We start from the raw sequence: 19724 nt of genomic DNA, 5'->3' as shown, positions 1-19724 counted from the left end.
ACAAGAGGTTGTGCAATTAAAAAACACCGTCTGGCGGGACTCTATTCGAGCAAGGGGTATCCTTCTCTTCTAATTGGCCACTCCCATCATTCTCCCATGACCTGAACGATGAAGGTCCTCTCGGACGGTCCGTCAAACTCGCAGAAGTAGACCTCCTGGGCACCGCCTCGTTCTATCTCCCCGTCACGAACCATAAAGTGCGCATGGTTCCCAACCAGCATAGCCTTGAGATGCCCCGTTGGGTTTCCCGCGGTGGAGCCATAGTCAGCCAACATCCTGGCATGCGAATACGGGTAATCCTCCGGAACAAGCCGCTTGAGGAACACATCGATATCGCTCTCGAGGCACTCCAGGGACTCGTTAGTGGTAACGCCAGCGGTCGTGTGCTTAGAGATGACCGTAACCATCCCGTTCTGTACGCCGCTGTCGCGAACAGCACGTTCAACCATCTTGGTCACCACGATGTACTGGTTGTACTCTCTCGTTAAGAGAGTGAACTTCTCCTCGTAAACCATCTCACCCACTACTCCAAACCATTGAGGAATTCGAGTGCGTTCTTCCCCTTGATAAGCTCGACGGTACTGTCTCTCAAGCCAAGGCCTTCGAGGGCATGCGCCATTCTGATCTGCTCAAACCGGGGGTTGTCGCTCCCAAACATGACCTGGTGCCTCAGGCTCCTGTCAATCCAGGTCACCTCGAGCTCCCTAGTGAAGAGACGCGAGTAGAATTCCCTCGCGCAATCAAAGTACAGGGCGGCGGTGTCCGCATACACGTTCTTGTGCTTCACCATGAGCATCGCAGCCTCCTCGAGCCACGGCCAGGCAAAGTGACCGAGGCAAAAGCGCAGTCCCGGCCTCGTCTCTGCCAGCTCCTCGAACTCGATCGGCCTTCCGTACTTGGCAAGCGTATGAGGCTCCCATGACATCCCGGCATGGAACATCACTGGCTTGTTGTAGGTCTCGCATATGTCATAGAGAGGTTGCACGCACTCATCCATCGGGTAGAAGCGCTGCCTACCGGGATGGAGGTTGAGCCCGCTCAGCCCAAGGAAACCTAAGGCATGGTCGAGCTTTTCGGCCGCCTCGGGATCGTGCGGGTCAACAGACGCAAAGCCGATGAACTGATCAGGCATCAGGTCAACAAGCTTCTTTATCTCTTCGTTTGTTACCGGGACCTCCCCCTCCTCCGTGAGGTAGTCCTGAGGGAGGAGGCAAAGCTTGTCCAACCCTGCCAGCCTCATCTGGTTTCGTACGTGCTCGAGCTTGGCGACTCCATTTAAGTGGATATCAAGCACCTCATGACGCATGTCCTCGCGCATGGGATCATCGTTGATTGGCTCATAGAATGCAGGGTGAACATGTATGTCGATAAACATGTGGTGGCTCCGACCTACTCTTCGGCAAGCATGGCGCGAACGTTATTGATGGCGCGCTTTGCATACAGGCGCGGCTCGTTGATGTAGTTTGTCACGAGCTCGATGGTTGCCGTGCGCTCATACGGAAGGTCGCGGATCTCCTGCATGAGCTCCCTGTAGGGCATGACCCCCTCGCCGGGAACGAGGTGCGTCGCATCCGCTCCATTGGAGTCTGGGATGTGCAGGTGATACAGCTTGTCGCCCAGGAGGGTGAAGTAGCTCATCATCTGCTCCTGCTGAAGATAGGGGGGAACAATGTCCATCATCCCGTACAGATAGTCGTTGTCAACGTGCTCGAAGAGCTCCAACAGGTCGTTTGCGCTGTTGAAGCAATTGGACTCCTCGGGAGTGAGCGGCTCTACCACCAGCTTCACCCCAACGTTTCGGGCATACGCGGCAAGCTCCTCTATCGTCCTGTACAGCCGATCGCGCATCTGGGCGTACGTCGTGTCGTAGCCAGCGTGGGCAGGCGAGACGAGCATGAAGTCTGACCCCAACCTTACCGCCTGGTCAAGACAGACCTTGAGGTAGCGAACCGCATCCTCGCGCTGGCGCTCAGACCCAATCATGAAGTTGTACGGATAGGCGTTGTGCTCGGGGCAGTACCCCGTGATTGGGACGCCGTACTTATCCCGAAGCCGAATTATCTCATCGATGTCGCCGGCGGCAAGGTCTGGCGCGTAGGCATGCGGACGGCCGCCCCACAGCTCGATGTAGTCATAGCCAAAGCGTGCGGCGTCAACGAACATGTCTTCGAGGTTGTTGCGCTGATATCCCGAGGTGAACATTCCGATCTTGAACATTGTCTTCTCCCATCTCGCCTTTGACCAACAACTGCCCCGAGCGGCACTCGCTCACTCGGAAACCACCCACGGCTCAAAAACGCTTACTACCTCGGAGGCAATGCGCGCTCCCCTGTCGAGGCATCCCGCGATGTCATCCCCATTGAGAACGCCGACGAGGAAGCCGGCGATGAACGAGTCCCCCGCCCCAACCGTATTGACGAGGTGCTTGGTGGGATACACCGGTCCGTCGTAGAACCTCGTTCCGTCCCAGGAGAGGCTGCCTTCCTCCCCAAACGTCGCCGTCGCCACGGTAACGCCCCTGTTGACCTTGTCTTGCAGGAACGACCTGATGAAGTCGTCCTTCCCCTTGTGATAGGAGTAGAAGGCGTAGTCGACGTCGCCAAGCGTGCTTTCAACCAATGGGTGATCGAGCTTATCCGCGTAGTCAAAGCTCACCTTTGTTCCGGCCTCGTGGATCCTGTGCAGGGTCGACTCCGCGTTGCCCCACAGCGCCGTATGGACGATGTCGTGCTCAATCGCAAAGCGAACGTCCTCATCGTCAAACACCATGTCTGCAAGGACGCCTTCCTCGTAGGTGCCGTGCACGCGGTCCAAGCCCTCTAGGTCCATGTACGTAATAGCGGTCTTGCCCTCGGCGACCTTAAGGTGAGACGTGTCCAGCCCCTCGTGCTTGAGGGTCTCAATCATCCACTTGCCGTACTCATCAGACCCGGTTGTCGAGATGATGGAGGTCGGCACCCCCAGCTTCACCATGTTTACCGCCGTGTCGACCGCATTTCCGGTGGGATACTTTCTCTCGAGGTTTCGGTAGTAGTCAATGCAGTTGTCACCGATGCATGCCGCTCTCATTTGACCTCCCAAGCTAAGGTATAGTTTTTCCCATTACTTATATGGTAGGTCATTTTTTCTGCCACAGAACCGCATCCGGATCATCTGCCGTCTGCGGGTATTTTCATTACGTTCACCTGGGTTTTGAGCCTCTCAAAAGTGAATTTACCACCTATCGACGAATGCTATACTTCTACCCCTCTCTTTTATACCTTAGCCAGAATTCAAGTACCATGGAGGGTGGGTTTCACAAGAGGGCTCAAACGACGCGCCTCATGGCGCAGAGAGGGGGACACACATGAAAGTCGCGGCTGTGGGTGACAACTGCGTTGACGTCTATAAGGAGGAGGGAAGGCAGTATCCCGGCGGCAACCCCGTCAACGTCGCCGTCTATCTTGAGCGGATGGGCATAGACGCCTCCTACACGGGCGTCGTGGGGACCGACGAGCAGGGAAGGTTCCTCGTCGATTCGCTTAAGGCAAAGGGGGTTGACACCAGTCACGTCCACGTGAGCGAGGGGTCGACTGCTGTCACCTACGTCCAGATTGTCAACGGAAACCGCGTCTTCGGCGACTATGTCGAGGGCGTGATGGCAGACTTCAAGATGAGCGAGGAGGACCTCTCGTTCGTCTGCTCCCACGACCTCGTCGTCAGTGGCATCTGGGGTCACACGGCCGGGGACCTCGGGCGAATAAAGGAGTCGGGAACCCTCGTCGCCTTCGACTACTCCGACCAGCCTAACGATCCGGTCGTTGACCAGTCAATCGGCAACGTCGACTACGCCTTCTTCGGGCTCGAGTCCGATGACACCGAACAGGTCCGCTCGTTCATGAAGGAGAAGCAGGCCCTGGGTCCCAAGGTGGTCATTGTCACCCTGGGAGAGCATGGCAGCCTCGCCTTTGATGGCGAGAGGTTCTACAAGCAGGGCATCATCGAGGTCGAGGTGGAAGACACGATGGGCGCGGGCGACTCCTTCATCGCCGGCTTTATCAAGGGCGTTCTCGAGAACAAGGACGTCCCAGACTGCATGAGCGAGGGGGCAAGGAGCTCCTCGGTGACACTCCAGTATTCTGGTGCCTGGTAGCAGCAGGCTGACCCACAAAGCTCAGGTGCGGCGCGACCCGTCCACGCGATGGGCCGCGCCGCCTTCCTTTACCGCCGGTTTACCCCCGTAAAAGAAACTCGGCGCCGTGGGAAACAGCGCCGAGGGGGAAGCGATACATCTGATCCATCTGATCCGTTACTCCTGGAGGGACTTCATCCATTCCTCGACATCGGAGAGCGGTGGGTAACCCTCTCCCGGCCTATTCGTCATAGTGCCCTCGCGGGTGACCTTATAGGCCGCGTACTTGCTCGCCCACTCGCATGCCTCCCTGAGGGTCTTGCCCCACACGAGACCGGCTGCGGTCGCCGCAAGATACCCGTCGCCCGCACCAATCGTGTACACCGCCTTGACCTTGGTGCCCCGGACGAAGAAGTAGTCGTCTCCATCAAGCACCGCGGATCCCTCTGCCCCGCAGGTCATGATCACGCCGTTGCAATGATACGTGGCGACGACCTGGTGGCAGATCTCCTCGAACGGTGTCTCCGAGTCCTCCGGCAAACCGCAGAGGACCCTCCCCTCGACGTCGTTCACGACGAGGTAGTCAACAAACCCGAGGTCACCGAGTGGCTCGGAGGGAAGGGGGGACGCGTTGCAGAAGGTCGTCATCCCGTACTTTTCCTTCGCGATCCTCGCCCCCGCAAGCGCCTTCTGGAAGGGCATCCCAAAGCCGGTGATGAACACCTTTGCCTCGCTCATGGCGGCAATCGCATCATGGATCTCGTCAACCGTGAGGGCGCGGCATGCAGAGTCGCCATCGACGATGGTGTTAAGGCCGTCATCGTCGATCATGATCAGCCCCGTGCCAGTCGATACGCTGTGGTCGCGATACATGTAGGTGGTGTCTACGCCAGACTCGCTCATCCACGTGTCGCCCATGTCCCCCCAGGGGTCATAGCCGACCTTCCCGATGTAGCCAGTTGACACCCCGAGCCGTCCGAGGGCGACGGAGACCGTAGCCCCCTTGCCGCCATCCTCCTCGACATGCCAGTTCCACGCCTCCATCGTCTCGCCTCGACGCGGCAGCCTGTGGACGTTGCACACCTGCCCAACGCCGTGGGAGTTCATAACGATTACATCAATCGGACCGTTCTTGCCCATTGAGACACCCTCTTTCCGTCAGACGCCTCCCCGCTGGCGAGACGCACGTTCCTCCAAGGCAGGGGCTACTGGCCAAGCAGGCCCCTGATCACCTCGATGCCCCTCTCCGCCGCGAAGTCCGGCTCGTTGCCATACCTGCTGAACAGTTCGAGCGCAAGGTAGCCGTCGTAGTCGACGCTCCTCAGGTAGTTGACGATGCGCGACCAATCCATAGAGCCATCGCCAGGTATCAGATGGTCCTCGCAATCTGGCTCCGCGTCGATAAAGTGAATCTCCCTCACCGCGCCGGGCATCTTCTCCCAGTACTCGCTCATCGGCTCGCCGCACGTAAGCGGGCAGGCGAGGTCAAGTACGACCTGAAGGGCATCGTTGTCGACCTCGTCCAGGAAGTACTTCACGTCGTCAGACGAGCAGCAGAGCTTGCCCTCAAATGGGGTCACGGGCTCGAGGATGACGGTCACCCCAAGATCTGCGGCATGATCGGAGATGACCTTGAGGTCTTCGACCACCTGTCTCTTGAGGTACTCCCGGTCGATCCCAAACCCCGGCATGTTAATCGCAAACATCACCATGGGTGCCTCAATCGCCTTAGCAGCGTCAACGGACTGCTTGAAGTACTCGACGGAGATGTCGTTCAGCTCCCGCTCCCTGAACACGAAGCTATGGGGTGATCCGGTGTTCTCGGGAACATAGCTGACGATGGGGACCTGGTACTTTTGCACATAGGAGAGAATCGCGGAGGCTCCTCCGTTTACTCCCCCAAGCACGTCAGGTGGATATGCGTGGGGACGGAATCCCCCAACGTCCACCCCATCGTACCCACAGCGCGCGGCCGCCTGGAAGGCCCTCTCCAATGGCCAGCTCGCAAACCCCGTCGAGAAGAGCGACACCTTCATCGCCATGTGCCCCGCCTTTCATCTGTCGGCATCAAGCCGAGTGAAGCCCAAGGGAACTACCTGCCAAGGATCGCGTCGATGCACGCCTTGGCGTCGTTTGTCTCGCGTTCGTCCAGAAGCCCAAAACGCCACCTGAGAACGTCGCTTTCTCCCGGCCCAAGCGTGTTGAAGTGCCCGTGCTCCCGCTGATAGGCCGAACCCCTGTTGGTCCCCGTGCTGGGCACCGCAATCCCGACGCCGTCCTCGTCGCCGGTCCTGCACAGCCACCTCAGGGCATACGGGGCCTTCGTGGCGTCCCACGCCACGTAGTAGGAGCCCCCACCGGGAAGCTCCATGAGCGAGTGGGCCCACCCGTCCTCGTCGGTCTCGTACCGATAGTTGATGCACATCTCCGGGTCGTACACCTGGGAGCTGGAGTCAAGCACATCTGCGAGCGTTGGGTCAGAGGCCAGCTTCCTCCCCCACTCGCGAATCGCAACGGCGCGAGGGGAGTCGTTCCCAAGCTCCGTGGGGGCGACGAGGACGTGATCAGGATCCTGGGGAGCGCTGTAGTAGAATCGGCCCCCTTCCACCCCCAGCCAGTTCATATGACATAGCCAGAGGTACTCAAGCGGATGGGTTCGACGATTATGCACCGTCGCCTTCATCTCCACCATCGTCTTCCCCTCATAGAGCCTGAGCTCCGGGGCGTAGGCCCAATACAACTCCTGACTGTTGCGGAACACGTAGGTGCCACCAACGGCGAGGTACCTACCCTCCTCGTCCACGCCAACGCCCGTGTAGGTGTTCTCGTAGACGGCAAATGGCAGGACGTCGTGCATGGGGTAGGGATCCTCCCCCTCCTCCGGCCCGTTCACATTGTTGAGACCGCAATGGTACAGGAACGCCCCGTAGTTGTCGCCGAACTTCGTCGTCGCCAGCGGCATGTCGAACATGGACTTCTGGGTGACGTTCCTGCCGTCGAAGGTGACGAACCAGACCTGCATCCCCATGTACGGAAGGACGACCATGCTCGAGCGGGAGTTCTGGACGCGCAGCCCGGCGACCCCCGTCTCGTACCGAAACGCGGTCGCCTTGAGCTCGCCATCGCTCACGAGCTCGATTGGCCGGTCTGAGAAGAATGACTGGGTGAAGCCAACCCGTGTGAAAGACAATTCCGCACCTCTCTCCCCGAGGAGGACCCTCTTGAAGGCAGGCGAGCGCGCCGTACCTTCCAGGACGCTCGCCCTTGCTCCGGCAAACTCGAACACCGCTGGGGTGATTCGAAGTCACCCGCGATTCGACGACCCCCTAGCGGAAGTCGGCCTTTCCCGCCATCTCCTCGTCGAGCTTTGTGGGGAAGATCTTGTCGCCCAGGCTCTGGTATCCGTATTCGACCATGAGCCGATCGAGCTCGACCTTCACCTCGTAGGGAACCCAGTCCTGCTTCTCCCCCATGCGAGAGACGGTCGGGCGGCCAAAGCCATACTGCATTGCCCAGTTCCACCCGGCGTTGAACGGAGTCTTCTTGAGGATGTTGCGGATACGCAGGACCTTCTGCTGGGCCTCGATGCAGCCCTTCCAATCCCCCGCGAGGCCCTTGTCGACGATCTCCTTCATCTCCCGGGGATAGGGGACGGCCATGAACGACACGCACCCAACCCCTCCAAGCAGGATCATGACGCCGTCAAAGCCGTCGCAGCCACCGACGAGGTCGAAGTTCTCCGGGTCGACCTGCAGCAGGTCGTTCTGGAAGTTGATGATGTTCGTGGAGGCGTCCTTGAATCCGCGAAGGTTCTCGTGCTCGCGGGCCAGTCTTCCCAGCGTCTCCGGGGCATACATGACCCCCTGCTCGCGACAGTTGTAGATGAAGACGGGACGCTTTGCGTAGTCGATGAGCTCTGCGGTCCAATCATAGAGAGCGGCCTGGGAAAACTTGTAGAAGGGAGGTGCGGTGACGCAGTAGCAGTCGCACATCCCCGTCTCCTCGTAGGCGTCGAGGAGGCGCTTGTTTGCTCGCAGATCGTTCTCGAAGGAGCAACCCATGATCTTTGCACGGCCCTGGTTTGCCTCGTAAACGCACTTGAGGACGGCAAGCTTCTCCTCGAAGGAGAGCTCGAAGGACTCGCCCGCATACCCATTGACGAAGAAGTTCTCGATACCGCAGTCGATCTGCCAGCAAATCATGTCATGGAGGTACTCGAAGTCGATTTTGCCGTCCTCCTTGAACGGAGTGCAGATCTCGGTAAGCACGCCGGTGATGTAATGTCCCATTCTCGTCCGTCCCTCCGGTATGTGGTTTGTTATACAGATGACTTCTATATACTTCTATACCACCTAACCGAAATGTAGCATCAAAGCGCATCCAACCAGTCGGGCATCGGCGGAAGGGTCATATCACCTGTTGAATGACCATAGTCTGATCCGAGAAACACGTAACCTGTCCAGTAGCCCCCTCTCCCCTTAGCGATAAACGGGCCTCTGACGTATTCTTCTCCTGCTTGGTACAGTATTTGGTCTCACTTAGTTATATGCTTTCCATACCGTTGTCACCAGCGTTTGGCCACGCCTCAGGAACTCTCGACGAGCTCGGGGAAGGGAATGCCATGAACACCAATCCCATACTCCAGAACATCTACGAGCAGCCGAAGGAGCTGGAGAGAGTCCTCGACGACCTGTCTGGCCCAAAGCTAGCCCAGGTACTCGAGATCTGCAGGGTCGCGCACCTTGCCGGCGAGATAGTGCTCACCTCGATGGGCAGCGCCCTGTACTCTCTCATGCCCATGTACGAGGCAATGCTCGATGCGGGAATGCGCAACGTGAGGCTCGTAGAGACCGCGGAGCTCATTCATCATCCCGAGCGCCTGTCTAGGAACGCGCTCTACTTCATGATGAGCCGCTCTGGCGAGAGCCGCGAGGTGGCGGACTTCTCTCGCTGGCTCAGGGAGCACCGCTTTACATCTGCCTGCGTGACGATGACCCCGGACTCCACCATGGCCACCAATTGCACCTACGTGCTGCACGACATTGCGAGCTATGACAAGATCGTATGCATCAAGGCGTACAGCTCGATGGCGCTTTGTGGTCTGTACATCGTCTCGATGATGAACAGGGACACCCCGGACAAATCCCTCGTCGCTTCTCTGAAAAACGCATTTTCCTGGATGGAAGACAACAAGGAATCCCTCCTTGGGGCAATGGAGGGCGTCGGGTGCCTCCCCCAGGCAGACAGCTTCTACCTCCTCTCGCGGGGATGGGGAATCAACATGATGCGCAGTGCCTCCCTCTGGCTCGAGGAGACCGCCAAGGTTCCCGCAAACGTGATGTCGATTGACAACTTCTACCATGGGCCGATGGAGCTCGTCCGTGCCCAGGGCATCGCGAAGTCGAAGACGGTCCCCGTCCTCCTCGATGCCATTCCCGACTCTCGGTCCAAGATGATTTGGGGATATGTGAACGACGCCACTCAAGACACCCTCTACTTTGGGTCCGACCCAACGTCCAAGGCGGGCTATCGCTTCACCTTTCCCGACCTTGGCCTGCCAGCTCATTGGATGATGCTGGTCCAAGCCATGTACTTTCAGCTCCTGAGCTACCAGACGGCAATCGCAAACGGCATCGAGCCCGGGATGTTCTTCGAGGACGGGTGGGTGGTCAGGTGAGCGGGACCGCCTCCTGCGGCAGCAGCCGCCTCCTCTGCGGCATCGACGTTGGCGGCACGCGCACCAAGGTCGGGCTCATCGACCCAAAAGACCCGTCCGCGGTGCTTGCGATGGAGGTCTTTGACACCGAGCGCAACTCCGAGGAGCTGTTTCTGGGGAACATCCGCAAATCCGTCCAAAGGCTCACGGACAAGGTCGGAAACCCGAGCGCGGCGGGGGTGTCGATAGGTTCCTATGCGTTCCGCGATGGAAGCATCGACGGCTTCTCCTCGATGATCCGCTTCATGACGCATGGATATCCACTCGCCACGAAGCTATCGGATGCGCTCTGCAAACCCGTCAGAATAGACAACGACGCGCGCCTCATCTGCCTTGCAGAGGCAGTTGCCGGAAGTGGGAGGGGGTTCTCACGCGTTCTCACCATCACCCTTGGGACTGGGATTGGCATCGGCATCTGTCAGGATTCAAAGCCCCTGGGATCAGAGCCGTTCTTTCACCTTGCCGGACATCTCAAGGTGCGTGAGGGAACGGAATTCCCCTGGCTCGATGAAACCCCCTGCTATTGCGGAATAAGCGGTTGCGCCGAGTCAACATGCTCTGGGACTGCCCTTGCGCTCCACGTAAGGCACGAGCTTGGCAAGGGAACTGACGTCAAGAGGATGTTCGAGATGGCAAGCCAGGGCGACCTCAAGGCGAAGGCCGTCGTTGACTGGTACATCACATACCTGTTGAGGGCACTGAACCAGTATGTCTATGCCTATTGCCCAGACGTAATCGTCTTGGGTGGAGGGGTGGCGCATGGCCTCTCGCCATACCTCAACAGGATACGTGCCGGAATCACCTCATGGGTCTTTGAGGGCCAGCGCACCGAGGTCCGTCTGACATCCCTAGAAGAAGAGGCGGGCGTGATTGGAGCCGCCTCATTGTTCTGCTCCGACGATTGGAGGGCGAATGCCTAGAAAAACGATGCTTGATTACGTTCGGGAGACACCACAGGTTCTGAACGGCCAGATTGCCCAAGACATGGCGAGACCGCTGGCGGATGCCTTTCTTGGGTCGTCCTACGATAGGGTCAGGATCGTCGCCTGCGGGTCATCAAAGAACGCGGCGATGATTGCAAGGCCATATCTTCGCAGGTCTCTGGGACGCGAGGTGATAGTCACCGAGCCATACACGTTCTGCGCGTACGAGCACGAGCTGCCCGCCTCGGAGTTCACCTTCGTGGTCTCCCAGAGCGGGTACTCGACGAACGCGCTCGCGGCCCTCGACCTCATCCGGTCTTTCGGCATGAAGGCGCTTGGGGTGACGGGTGACGCGAACTCGGACTTCAGGCAGGCAGCCGACGCCCTGTTTGACTACGGGGTCGGTAACGAGGAGGTCGGATACGTCACCAAGGGCGTCACGTCGCTCGTCGTCTTCCTCTGGCTCTTTGGCATCGATGTCGCCCTCGGCGAGGGTCGCCTGAGCACGGAGGAGCGCAGCCGCGAGATTGCCAAGATCGAGGCTCTCGTCCCACGCTACATGAGTGTGCTCGAACAGGCACCTCTCGTGCTCGAGCATCGATACAAGGAGCTCTCCTCCATGGAGAGGACATTTCTGATCGGGGCGGGGACGAACTACGGCATCAGTTGCGAGGGAGCCCTGAAGTTCGGCGAGTGCCTGCAGATTCCTGCAATCCCCCTTGAGCTTGAGGAGTACCTCCATGGCCCGAACCTGCAGCTCGCCCCGACCTACACGGTCTTTGTTAACGCCGTGGGGGCATCTGACCGCGCCCGGGCAAGGGAAATCGTGGAGGCCACTCGACTCGTCACCGACCACGTCTTCGTCCTCACCGACGACAGAGGCTTCGAGGGAGCAACGGTTACGGTTGACCCGCTGGAGTCCAGCCTCCTCGCACCATTGTCGCTTCTGCCGTTCTATCAGGTGCTGGCATACCAGCTGACCGAGGACAAGCATCTTTGGCACAAGCATCCGCTCGTCGCACGATTCGACCGAAGGCTCTCGGGAAAAAGCGACAACTACGTCGACAAGGAAGTGCTCTGACGTCACCCAAAACGCACGAGCGGCCGGTACCGCCTCAACGAAAAAGGGGTGGTGACAGCCGCTGACATTTACCACGGGAGCAACACTCACTCTGGAGAGGCTCGCCATTCGATGGAATATGGCAGCCCCTCTCGCTGCCAATAGCTATCTCCCTCGATCGACTTGAGGACCTCGCCCCGGAACAGGTCGCTCGCAAGGGCAAGGTCTCCCTCAAACACAATCGATGCGGGATCGAGGAACGTTGCGCAAAACGACACTGCCTCGCCAAGGGCAGAGCCGAACCTCTCCAGCCCCAATAGTGCCTCAGAATCGCCCCGCCTCGCCCGACTCGTCAGAAGTCCCAGCGGCATGTCTGCCAACACCCCATCGAGGGCTATGCCATCCTCCATGACTCCCGATGCCACCAGAAATGACCCCAGCTCCCCTGCCCCAGGATGAGCGAGGAGGTCCTCTCCCCCGCAAGAGAGCTGGCAGGTCGTCTTGTCATCCGTGTACACGACCCGAAGTTCGGACCCCCTTCCAGGGAGCAAATCCTCGTCAAGGGGGCGTTCCGTACCACGAAGAGCACAGGCACAAGCCCCAAGCAGCGCCCCCTCATATCCCAAGGCCGACGGCTCCACAGTCAGCCGGCTCGCGGGGCGAATCCTCCTGAGCTCGGAGATGAGCGAGGGGCCAAATCCTGAAAAGCCGAGTGATATCCCGCCTCCGATAACCACCTTGGAGGGCGCAGTGACGGAATCCACTCGAGCGATCGCTCGGGCAAGATAGACCCCCTCAAGCCTCATCGTCTCAAGGGCCGCCGGCTCTCCAGCCACAGCCCTGGCAGCGATTTCCCTGCCACCAAGGCGCGGTTTGGCAGTCCCGCCAAGCGACGCATAGGTCTTGCCCATTCCTAGGGTGGAACAGTAGTCCTCGAGCCTGCCACGTGGAAACCAGGAGAGGTCGGGTCTCGGACGATCCTCGACCACGGTCAGGCCAACCTCGCCCGCCAGAAGCCTGTCCCCATAGAACAGCCTGTCGCCCAAGAACAGCCCCCCACCTATTCCCGAGCTCACGGTAATGTACAGGAAGTCACTGGAATCCCTCGCGGAACCAAAGTAGCGCTCGGCAAGTGCGCAGGCATTGCAGTCGTTGTCGCCAAAGAACGGGATCCCAAGCCGCATGGCAAGGTGGTCGCAGATCGGGAGGTCGTGAACGTCGAGATAGTCTGATTCGATCCAGATTCCCTCCCTCGGATCGGCGAAGCCGGGAATGGTCACCCCTCCAGCAACCACCCGGTTGGCGAGGTCCGGATGCTCAGCGAGCTCTTCCCCCATTGCATCCTCAACCTGCTTCAGGATCTGCGATTCGCTCACTCCCGACCACTCGTGACGGGTCGAGCAAAGAATGTTGCCCTCGTCGTCACAGATGCCCGTCATGTACTTGGACCCTCCAATGTCAATGCAGGCAATCAGGCGGTCTGGAACAAGGCTCGCGAACACCACCACAACCTCCCTAGTCCTCGTACGCAGGAATCATGATCGGGTCAAGCTCGGGCAGCTTGGGAATCGTCAGGTCAATTCCACGGTCCTCCGCGAGCATCGTCGCAATGACCTGGAGCGGGACAAGGTATTCGATGGCACACACGTCCTTCTCGTCAGACGAGGCGATTGTGAGGGAGCCGTCAACGGAAGACCCAGGGGTCATCGCCTGGATAAGGCTGTTGACGAGAATGACATTGTCGCAGTATCGGGGAAGCTGCCTTGCGAGCAGGGCCATGCGGTCTCGCTCGGGGCCGGCGTCCGCAGAGAGGAGCAGCACCACGTCACCCCTGTGCAGCGAGCGTAGCGGGCCATGGAGGGTTTCCTCAAGCTGAACTGCCTGCGTCGGCCTCTCGTGGCACTCCAGGAACTTGAGGGCCCCCTCGAGGCAGGTCCCGTAGTTTGAGCCGTATCCAATGAGGAAGAACCCTGGTGCGGCGAGCAGCCTCTCCCGATTCCCCAGGTACCAGTCACGCGAGATCAAAATGGTCTCTCGCACATTATCAGGCACGGAGTCCAAGGCATGGAGCGCCCTCGTGTATTCCCCGTCCCCAAGGCGACCCAGACAGTGTCCGGCCTCGACAAGGCAAGAGAGCAGCATGTACAGGGCCATCGTCTGATTCTTGGTGGCTGCGATGGAGCGCTCGCTCGCCCCGGGCTTTACCAGTACGACGTCGCATTCCCTCGCAAGCACCCCGTGGGGGTTGAGCGTGGTGCACACCACGGAAACCCCTGCATGTCGTGCGCGTCGCGCGGCGTCGACCTGGCCTCGGGAATGTCCCGTCTCCGCAGGGCAGACGAGCAGCACCTCTTCCGGACTCAGCTCTCCGGTACAGTCGAACGACCCATGGAAGGCGAACTCCCCTGCCATGACGGGGTCGACGTTTGCCCCCAAGAGCCCCTCCGTCGCATAGCGCAGGGTCCGTCCGGCATAGTATGGCGAGCCGTTTCCCACGAGGAGCACCCGTTTGAAGTCGTGTTCCCGGCAAAGATTCACGAATGGTCTCGTCCAGGTGTCCCTGGTGTCCCTAAGCCCGGCAAGAAGATCGGGCTGCTCCAGAATCTCGGAGAACGCGACGGAGAAATCCGACTCCACCATTTGGTCCCTCCCATGAACTAGATGGCGGGGCGGCGCCAAGACCCTGGGCGCGCCCCGCCGTGCATGCCATCAACGTCTTTGACCTGAGTCCCTATCGCGCGTCATACACGACCTTGCCGCCAACGACCGTCAGCACGCACCTGCAGGTCCTCGCCTCACGGGGTTCGGTCTTGAGCACGTTGGTGTCAAAAACCGCCAGGTCCGCAAGTTTTCCAGGCTCAAGCGTCCCCAACTCGTCCTCCCTCATGAGGTCGTACGCCCCGCCCTTCGTCCAGGCGGCAAGGAGCTCTGCGGGGGCAATCATGTTCTGCGGGTTGAAGGACTCTCCGCCCTCGGGGAAGTATCCGCCGCAGGCGCAGTAGACCCCCTCTCCAAGGTCGTCGACCGTCATCGGCAGATCTGTCGCGCACGCAAGCGTCACACCGGCGTCGATGAGCCCGCGGCGGTTCCAGTAGTGGCTCCCCCGCACCTGTCCGATCTTCTCCGCGATCATCGACAGCTTGCCCTCGCGGTCCGCAATGGACTGTATGAGCGGGTACACCTCCGCAATGACGCCGAGCCGAGCCATCCGCTCGAAATCGACGGGGTCTGCGTCTTCCAGGTCGGTGATCGCGTGGCGGAGGCGCAGCGCCCCTTCCTCGTCCCTCTCACACCCCTCGAATATGTCAAGGGCATGCGCCACCGCGCCGTCTCCCTGCGCGTGAAGCGAGAACCTGAACCCCGCCTCCTCGGCACGGCGCACCTCGTCCTTGTGGTGGCCCCAGTCGATGTCCATCGAGCACGTACCATCGAAGTCGAGATACGGCTCCTTCATCTCCCCCTCGTTCTGGCTGATCGAACCATCGGTCATCTGGTTGTAGCCCGAGAACGAGAGCATGGGGTCGCCCTCGAGAGACTCCCTTGCCCTGATACCATACTCGATGTCGGCGTCCCTGCCGACCGGCTGGCTCATGACGCTCACCCTCAACGTGAGCTCACCGGCCTCTTCCAGATCCCTCGCCTGATCAAAGAACCACGTGTCGTCGTAGCCGATCTCCTTGGTCGAGGTGACTCCGTACGAGTTCATCATCCGCATGTACTGCCGATAGAGGCGAGTTGCCTCCTCAGAGTCCTCCATCACTGCCTTGAGCAGGCGATACGCCTTCTCGGACCAGCATGCGCTCGGCGTGAAGCCAAAGCGATCCTCGGCGGCGGTGTTCATCACCATTTCCTCTGCCCCAACGCACACGAGAACGGTGGGGAGGTCGCCGAAGGCGGCGTCGATCACTGACTCCTCCACCCCGGCAAGATCGACGGGCAGCCCGTGGCCCACGAGGAAGTCGGTGTGTCGCGAGGAGCGCAGAATCCCAATCGCGTCCTCTATCGTTGATGCCTCAGAGAGGTCCGCCCCATAATGCTGGAGAAGCCAACCGTTGAAGAAGCAATGGGCGTCCACGAGTCCAGGGGTGACCAGCTTGTCGCCAAGGTCAATGACCTCGGTATCACCCTCAACCAGCTCTCCCCCGTCGCCCTCGCCAACCGAGAGGATCCTGTCCCCCTCGACCGCGACGTACCCAGGGTACGTGACGCCCGCATTGGAGTCGAAGATTGCGCTTGACCTCAGAAGGAACCTTGCCACCGTTATCACTCCTCGCATGTCTTGGACTGGCAGCCATTGATGAAGGCATTGACTTCGTCGAGGGACCGGTAGGCGGGAATGGTCCCATCGATGGTGACCGCCAGCGCAGAGTAGTAGCTTGCCCACTCCATCGCCTCGCGAAGGGTCTTCCCCCATACGAGGTTGGCGACCGTCGCAGCCATGAAACCGTCTCCCGCACCTGCCGTGTTGACCACGTTCTCGACCTTCACCGGATCGACCTTGAGGAACTCGCCCTCTTCTGTCAGGGCGCAGGACCCATCGGATCCAAGGGTGACGATTACGTTCCTTGCCGAGGTCGCCTGCAACACGCCCCTTGCGAGGCTCTCCAGATTGCTTTTCGCCATCCCGGCCAGGGCGGCCGCCTCCACCTCGTTCACAAAGAGATAGTCGATGAAGCCGAGGGGCGGAAGGCTCCCGGCGGGGAGCGGAGAGGGGTTGAGCACCGTCTTCATCCCAAGGTGATGGGCCCTCCTCGCCCCCTCGAGGGCTATACCCTCAGGCACCTCGAAGCCCGTGATGAAATACTTAGAGCCACGCATCCCCTCGATGGCAGCCGTCACCTCATCCACCGTGAGGGCCGAGCTCGAGCTGTCCCCGTCGATGATCGCGTTGCTTCCGTCCGGCCCCAGGAGCACGAGTCCCGTTCCCGTCGAGACGGAGGGATCCCGATAGAGGAAGGTCGTGTCGGCGCCCGCCTCGCTCATCCACTTTTCGCCCAGGTCACCCCAGGCGTCATCCCCAACCTTCCCCACATATGCCACATCGAGTCCAAGGCGACCCAGGGCAACAGTGACGTTTGAACCCTTTCCCCCATCCTCGGCAATGTGCCACTTGCTCACCGAAAGCGTCTCCCCCCAGCTCGGCATGTGGTCGCAATATGCGTATTGGCCGACACCGTGGCTGTTGAGGACGATGGCATCCCTTGCCGTCATCGACTACCACCCCCTCGTGTCATGGGACATGGGGTGGTCAATCGTGTACTCGTCGGTATACAGGGTGACGTCCGGGACGTACTTTGGAAGAATCGTCACCGGGTACTCGGTCGTTGGCTCGCTAAAGAGCATGATTCTGCAGACGGTCTTCTTCCAGTCACCCGTCGCGACCATGTAGACCGCGCGCTTTGCCGAGCAGATAACGTGGAACCCAATAGTGAGGCCCTTCGGGGGGATGCGGTCGAGGCACGTGCCAAACGAACGCTCCGCCATGGCGACCATGGTGTCGGAGTTGATGTCGACGATTCTCGTCTTGGAGTCTGCGTACTCCTCGACCGTCGGCCGATACCAATAGTCACGCGGCTCCTCGTCAAAGGCGACGAGGCCAGTTGCCCCGATCCCCGCCCAGACGGTGTCGATCCCGCCAAGTTTGTCGCACATCTCGTCCGGGTAGTCGAGGTTGTTGATCCTGGGCCAGATTCTGTGATCCTCAGGGGGCCGAAGCTCCTCGTCAATCCTGTTGTAGAAGCACGCCAGCATGGTTCCCTCGAGGCTCTCGTAGGTGTCCGCAACGGGATAGGGACGACATTGCCAGTCAAGGAACTCGTCCATGTGAAACACCCAGAGGTTCTTGCAGTCGATCCTCTCCTCGTTGACCCTCCTCACAAAGGTGTCGTACTCGTCGCACGGCCCGGCGGGGAGAACCCACTTCGTCGGGAGCCCCTTGGCATTGTGGTCGCGCACCTCATCTGCCATGAGGTTTCCGATCTCCGCCATCATCTCCGCTCGATCTTTGCGGACTGCGAGCTTAATCTTCTTGCCCTCGCATCCCTCAAGACTCTGCCAGGGAATGGAGCACCATTTGAAGATCTCCTCGCTCGTAAGCCTGTTCATCAGCATGGCGAAACCCCTCTAATAAGGAGGCCACCCGGCGCCCGACGTTTCGTCAGACGACCGGGTGGCGCTCATTGCTCAGTCACGTATGTGCTTTTGCAGCCGTTCTTACTGCTCTACCGTGGCTTCCTCGGCGACCTCTTCCTTGATCTCGGCGTTGCGCCTTGCCTCGGCAGCCTCGATGATGTCCGCGTTGACCTTCTTCCAGTGCAGGTAGAACGGGACCGCGGAGATGACGACCAGGATTCCTGCGCTGATCGGGTTGAAGCTGAACAGGGGCACCTCACCAGAGATGATGCCGCTCAGCTCGCCAAACATCAGGATCAGCGAGGGGACGATGGCGAGAATTGCCATGACGGGACCACCGGGGGCCTTGAAGGTGGGGTGGTAGTTGCTCTTCTTCTGCAGAGGGAACCAGGCGCAGAAGAGAAGGGCGTTACGCAGGAGGCAGATGAAGGTGAAGATTGCCACGAGGTCCTGGATGCTGGTAGCCCAAACGAGGACGAGCGCGAAGCCGGACTGCCACAGCATGGAGATGACGGGAGAATCGTACTTGGGGTCGATCTTGCCCCAGGAGCGCCACCAGTAGCCTTCCTGAGCAGCCTTCATCTCGCCACGAGCCTGGAACATGATGAGCGAGGAGAGGGAACCGGTCACGACGATGACCGCGAGGATAGCGGCAATGTTACCCGCCTGGGAGCCGATACCGGGAATGTGCGAGAAGGCCTCGGCGACAGGTGCATCAGAAGCGGCAAGGGTGTCGATGTCAACCAAGCCGACGGCAGAGACAGAGAGCAGGACGTAAAGAAGGGTGACGACGAAGACCGTGCCGATGAGTGCGATGGGCATGTTCTTCTTGGGGTTCTTGACCTCGCCGCCCATGGTGACGCAGGTCTGCATTCCGTCGTACGACCACGTGGTCGCTGCGATGCCCGCAATCATGGCGGCGAGAATCCCGCCATGTGCCGCAGCGGAGCTGGAGACAGGCGCAGCCTCGAGGTTGCCGCCGTTAATGAAGAACAGGCCGGCGAGAACGAGGAGGAGGAACGGAACGACCTTGAAGGCGGTGATAAAGTTCTGCCACTTGGCTCCCGCGTGCTTGTGGCACATGTGCAGCCAGGTGAAGAAGATGATGAGGAGGCACGCGACGACAGAGACGGTCACCGACGACCACCCGGTGAAGAAGGCGAGGTAGTTGGCAACGGTAAGACCCATAATCGCGATGCCAACCGGGTCGCTTGCCCACCAGCACGACCAGACGAAGAACATGGCCATGAAAGGCCACCCGGCCTCGCGGAAGTAGACGAACTGCCCGCCATCCTCTGAGTATGCCGTTGAGTACTCCGCATAGATGAGGTTCTGCGGAATCATGATCAGGCCACCGATGAGGAAGGCGAGGATGGTCAGAAGCGGCGTCCCTGCCGCACCCGCAACCGCACCTACCGAAGTAAAGATACCTGACCCGATGGTGGTTCCGACACCGAGCGCGATGGCCGTACTCAGGCCGAGATGGCGTTCCATCCCTTCGCCGCCCTTGACAACTTCCTTACTGTCAGACATGCCCACTCCTCTCGCTACTTCACTGGCGTTGCACTAAACCAGGTGCACCCTTGAGCACGCCTGGCATTGCTTACGGAGTAGGATTGCACAAGTGGTCAATATATCTTGCCAACTTGTTTATTTATCGGTAAGTGGTACAAATTCAGTCCTGTAGTTATCTATCTTGACTTCGTACTAGTATATGAGGAAGCCCTCGACGCGAGCTACCTGTACGTAAGATGGCCATCCACCCATTCATCTATTGCGTGC

Annotated in this window: 18 protein-coding genes; 4 read left to right on the top strand and 14 right to left on the bottom strand. The window is 59.7% G+C overall.

The annotated features are described in order from the left end of the window. Nucleotides 1–86 precede the first annotated feature (86 nt). The 4 genes from FYJ68_RS04780 to frlD (FYJ68_RS04765) are packed head-to-tail and all read right to left on the bottom strand — an operon-like array spanning nucleotide 87 to nucleotide 3069. The gene (locus FYJ68_RS04780; protein ID WP_154434542.1) at nucleotides 87–515 is read right to left on the bottom strand and encodes a secondary thiamine-phosphate synthase enzyme YjbQ; all 429 of its coding nucleotides are present in this window, start codon (nucleotides 513–515) and stop codon (nucleotides 87–89) included. 8 nt (nucleotides 516–523) lie between these two features. Next, nucleotides 524–1375: an amidohydrolase family protein gene (locus tag FYJ68_RS04775; RefSeq protein WP_154434540.1), complete on the bottom strand. Its 852-nt coding sequence runs from the start codon at nucleotides 1373–1375 to the stop codon at nucleotides 524–526. A gap of 14 nt (nucleotides 1376–1389) precedes the next feature. Then, a complete protein-coding gene (gene frlC / locus FYJ68_RS04770) occupies nucleotides 1390–2217 on the bottom strand; it encodes a fructoselysine 3-epimerase (RefSeq protein ID WP_154434538.1) in 828 nt (275 codons plus the stop codon). A gap of 51 nt (nucleotides 2218–2268) precedes the next feature. Continuing rightward, the gene (gene frlD, locus FYJ68_RS04765; RefSeq protein WP_154434536.1) at nucleotides 2269–3069 is read right to left on the bottom strand and encodes a fructoselysine 6-kinase; all 801 of its coding nucleotides are present in this window, start codon (nucleotides 3067–3069) and stop codon (nucleotides 2269–2271) included. A 277-nt stretch (nucleotides 3070–3346) separates the two neighbouring features. Between frlD (FYJ68_RS04765) and frlD (FYJ68_RS04760) the strand changes: the two genes are divergently transcribed. Continuing rightward, the gene (gene frlD, locus FYJ68_RS04760; RefSeq protein ID WP_154434534.1) at nucleotides 3347–4132 is read left to right on the top strand and encodes a fructoselysine 6-kinase; all 786 of its coding nucleotides are present in this window, start codon (nucleotides 3347–3349) and stop codon (nucleotides 4130–4132) included. 156 nt (nucleotides 4133–4288) lie between these two features. Here frlD (FYJ68_RS04760) and FYJ68_RS04755 read toward each other — a convergent pair whose 3' ends face one another. The 4 genes from FYJ68_RS04755 to FYJ68_RS04740 all read right to left on the bottom strand — a co-directional run bounded on the left by FYJ68_RS04755 (nucleotide 4289) and on the right by FYJ68_RS04740 (nucleotide 8400). Then, nucleotides 4289–5251 (bottom strand): PfkB family carbohydrate kinase, encoded by a 963-nt coding sequence (locus FYJ68_RS04755; protein ID WP_154434532.1) that lies wholly within the window; start codon nucleotides 5249–5251, stop codon nucleotides 4289–4291. A 65-nt stretch (nucleotides 5252–5316) separates the two neighbouring features. Beyond that, nucleotides 5317–6153: a TIM barrel protein gene (locus FYJ68_RS04750; protein WP_154434530.1), complete on the bottom strand. Its 837-nt coding sequence runs from the start codon at nucleotides 6151–6153 to the stop codon at nucleotides 5317–5319. Between the two features lie 50 nt (nucleotides 6154–6203). Then, a complete protein-coding gene (locus FYJ68_RS04745) occupies nucleotides 6204–7301 on the bottom strand; it encodes an aldose epimerase family protein (protein WP_154434528.1) in 1098 nt (365 codons plus the stop codon). Between the two features lie 136 nt (nucleotides 7302–7437). Beyond that, nucleotides 7438–8400, bottom strand: a complete 963-nt coding sequence (locus tag FYJ68_RS04740; RefSeq protein WP_154434526.1) for a dihydrodipicolinate synthase family protein — start codon at nucleotides 8398–8400, stop codon at nucleotides 7438–7440. 332 nt (nucleotides 8401–8732) lie between these two features. On the opposite strand from FYJ68_RS04740, the gene FYJ68_RS09990 reads away from it, so the two are divergent. Genes FYJ68_RS09990 through FYJ68_RS04730 form a run of 3 tightly spaced genes read left to right on the top strand, consistent with a single transcriptional unit; the run spans nucleotide 8733 to nucleotide 11831 of the window. Continuing rightward, entirely contained in the window at nucleotides 8733–9788 is a 1056-nt protein-coding gene (locus FYJ68_RS09990; protein WP_195837724.1) for an SIS domain-containing protein, read from the top strand. Further along, nucleotides 9773–10747 carry an ROK family protein gene (locus FYJ68_RS04735; protein WP_326832229.1) on the top strand — a complete coding sequence of 325 codons (975 nt, stop codon included), beginning with the start codon at nucleotides 9773–9775 and terminating at the stop codon, nucleotides 10745–10747. The genes FYJ68_RS09990 and FYJ68_RS04735 overlap by 16 nt, the downstream gene beginning before the upstream one ends. Before the next feature lie 7 nt (nucleotides 10748–10754). Next, entirely contained in the window at nucleotides 10755–11831 is a 1077-nt protein-coding gene (locus tag FYJ68_RS04730) for an SIS domain-containing protein (protein ID WP_195837722.1), read from the top strand. Between the two features lie 86 nt (nucleotides 11832–11917). Here the strand turns inward: FYJ68_RS04730 and FYJ68_RS04725 are convergent, their stop codons facing one another. The 6 genes from FYJ68_RS04725 to FYJ68_RS04700 all read right to left on the bottom strand — a co-directional run bounded on the left by FYJ68_RS04725 (nucleotide 11918) and on the right by FYJ68_RS04700 (nucleotide 19475). Beyond that, complete coding sequence (locus FYJ68_RS04725; RefSeq protein WP_154434520.1) at nucleotides 11918–13315, bottom strand: ROK family protein; 1398 nt, start codon at nucleotides 13313–13315, stop codon at nucleotides 11918–11920. Nucleotides 13316–13325: 10 nt separating this feature from the next. Further along, on the bottom strand, nucleotides 13326–14450 hold the full coding sequence (locus tag FYJ68_RS04720; protein WP_154434518.1) for an SIS domain-containing protein: 1125 nt from the start codon (nucleotides 14448–14450) through the stop codon (nucleotides 13326–13328). A 91-nt stretch (nucleotides 14451–14541) separates the two neighbouring features. Further along, nucleotides 14542–16068, bottom strand: coding sequence for an amidohydrolase (locus FYJ68_RS04715; RefSeq protein ID WP_326832228.1), 1527 nt, complete (start codon nucleotides 16066–16068; stop codon nucleotides 14542–14544). Between the two features lie 5 nt (nucleotides 16069–16073). Further along, entirely contained in the window at nucleotides 16074–17021 is a 948-nt protein-coding gene (locus FYJ68_RS04710; protein ID WP_154434514.1) for a ribokinase, read from the bottom strand. Between the two features lie 3 nt (nucleotides 17022–17024). Beyond that, nucleotides 17025–17921 carry a 6-phosphogluconolactonase gene (locus FYJ68_RS04705; protein ID WP_154434512.1) on the bottom strand — a complete coding sequence of 299 codons (897 nt, stop codon included), beginning with the start codon at nucleotides 17919–17921 and terminating at the stop codon, nucleotides 17025–17027. A gap of 102 nt (nucleotides 17922–18023) precedes the next feature. Beyond that, nucleotides 18024–19475 (bottom strand): amino acid permease, encoded by a 1452-nt coding sequence (locus FYJ68_RS04700; protein ID WP_154434510.1) that lies wholly within the window; start codon nucleotides 19473–19475, stop codon nucleotides 18024–18026. Between the last annotated feature and the right edge of the window lie 249 nt (nucleotides 19476–19724).

Source organism: Olsenella porci (assembly GCF_009695875.1).
Lineage (GTDB): Bacteria > Actinomycetota > Coriobacteriia > Coriobacteriales > Atopobiaceae > Olsenella_H > Olsenella_H porci.
The sequence above is the reverse complement of the archived record's forward strand: the minus strand, read 5'-3'. Positions and strand labels throughout refer to the sequence as shown.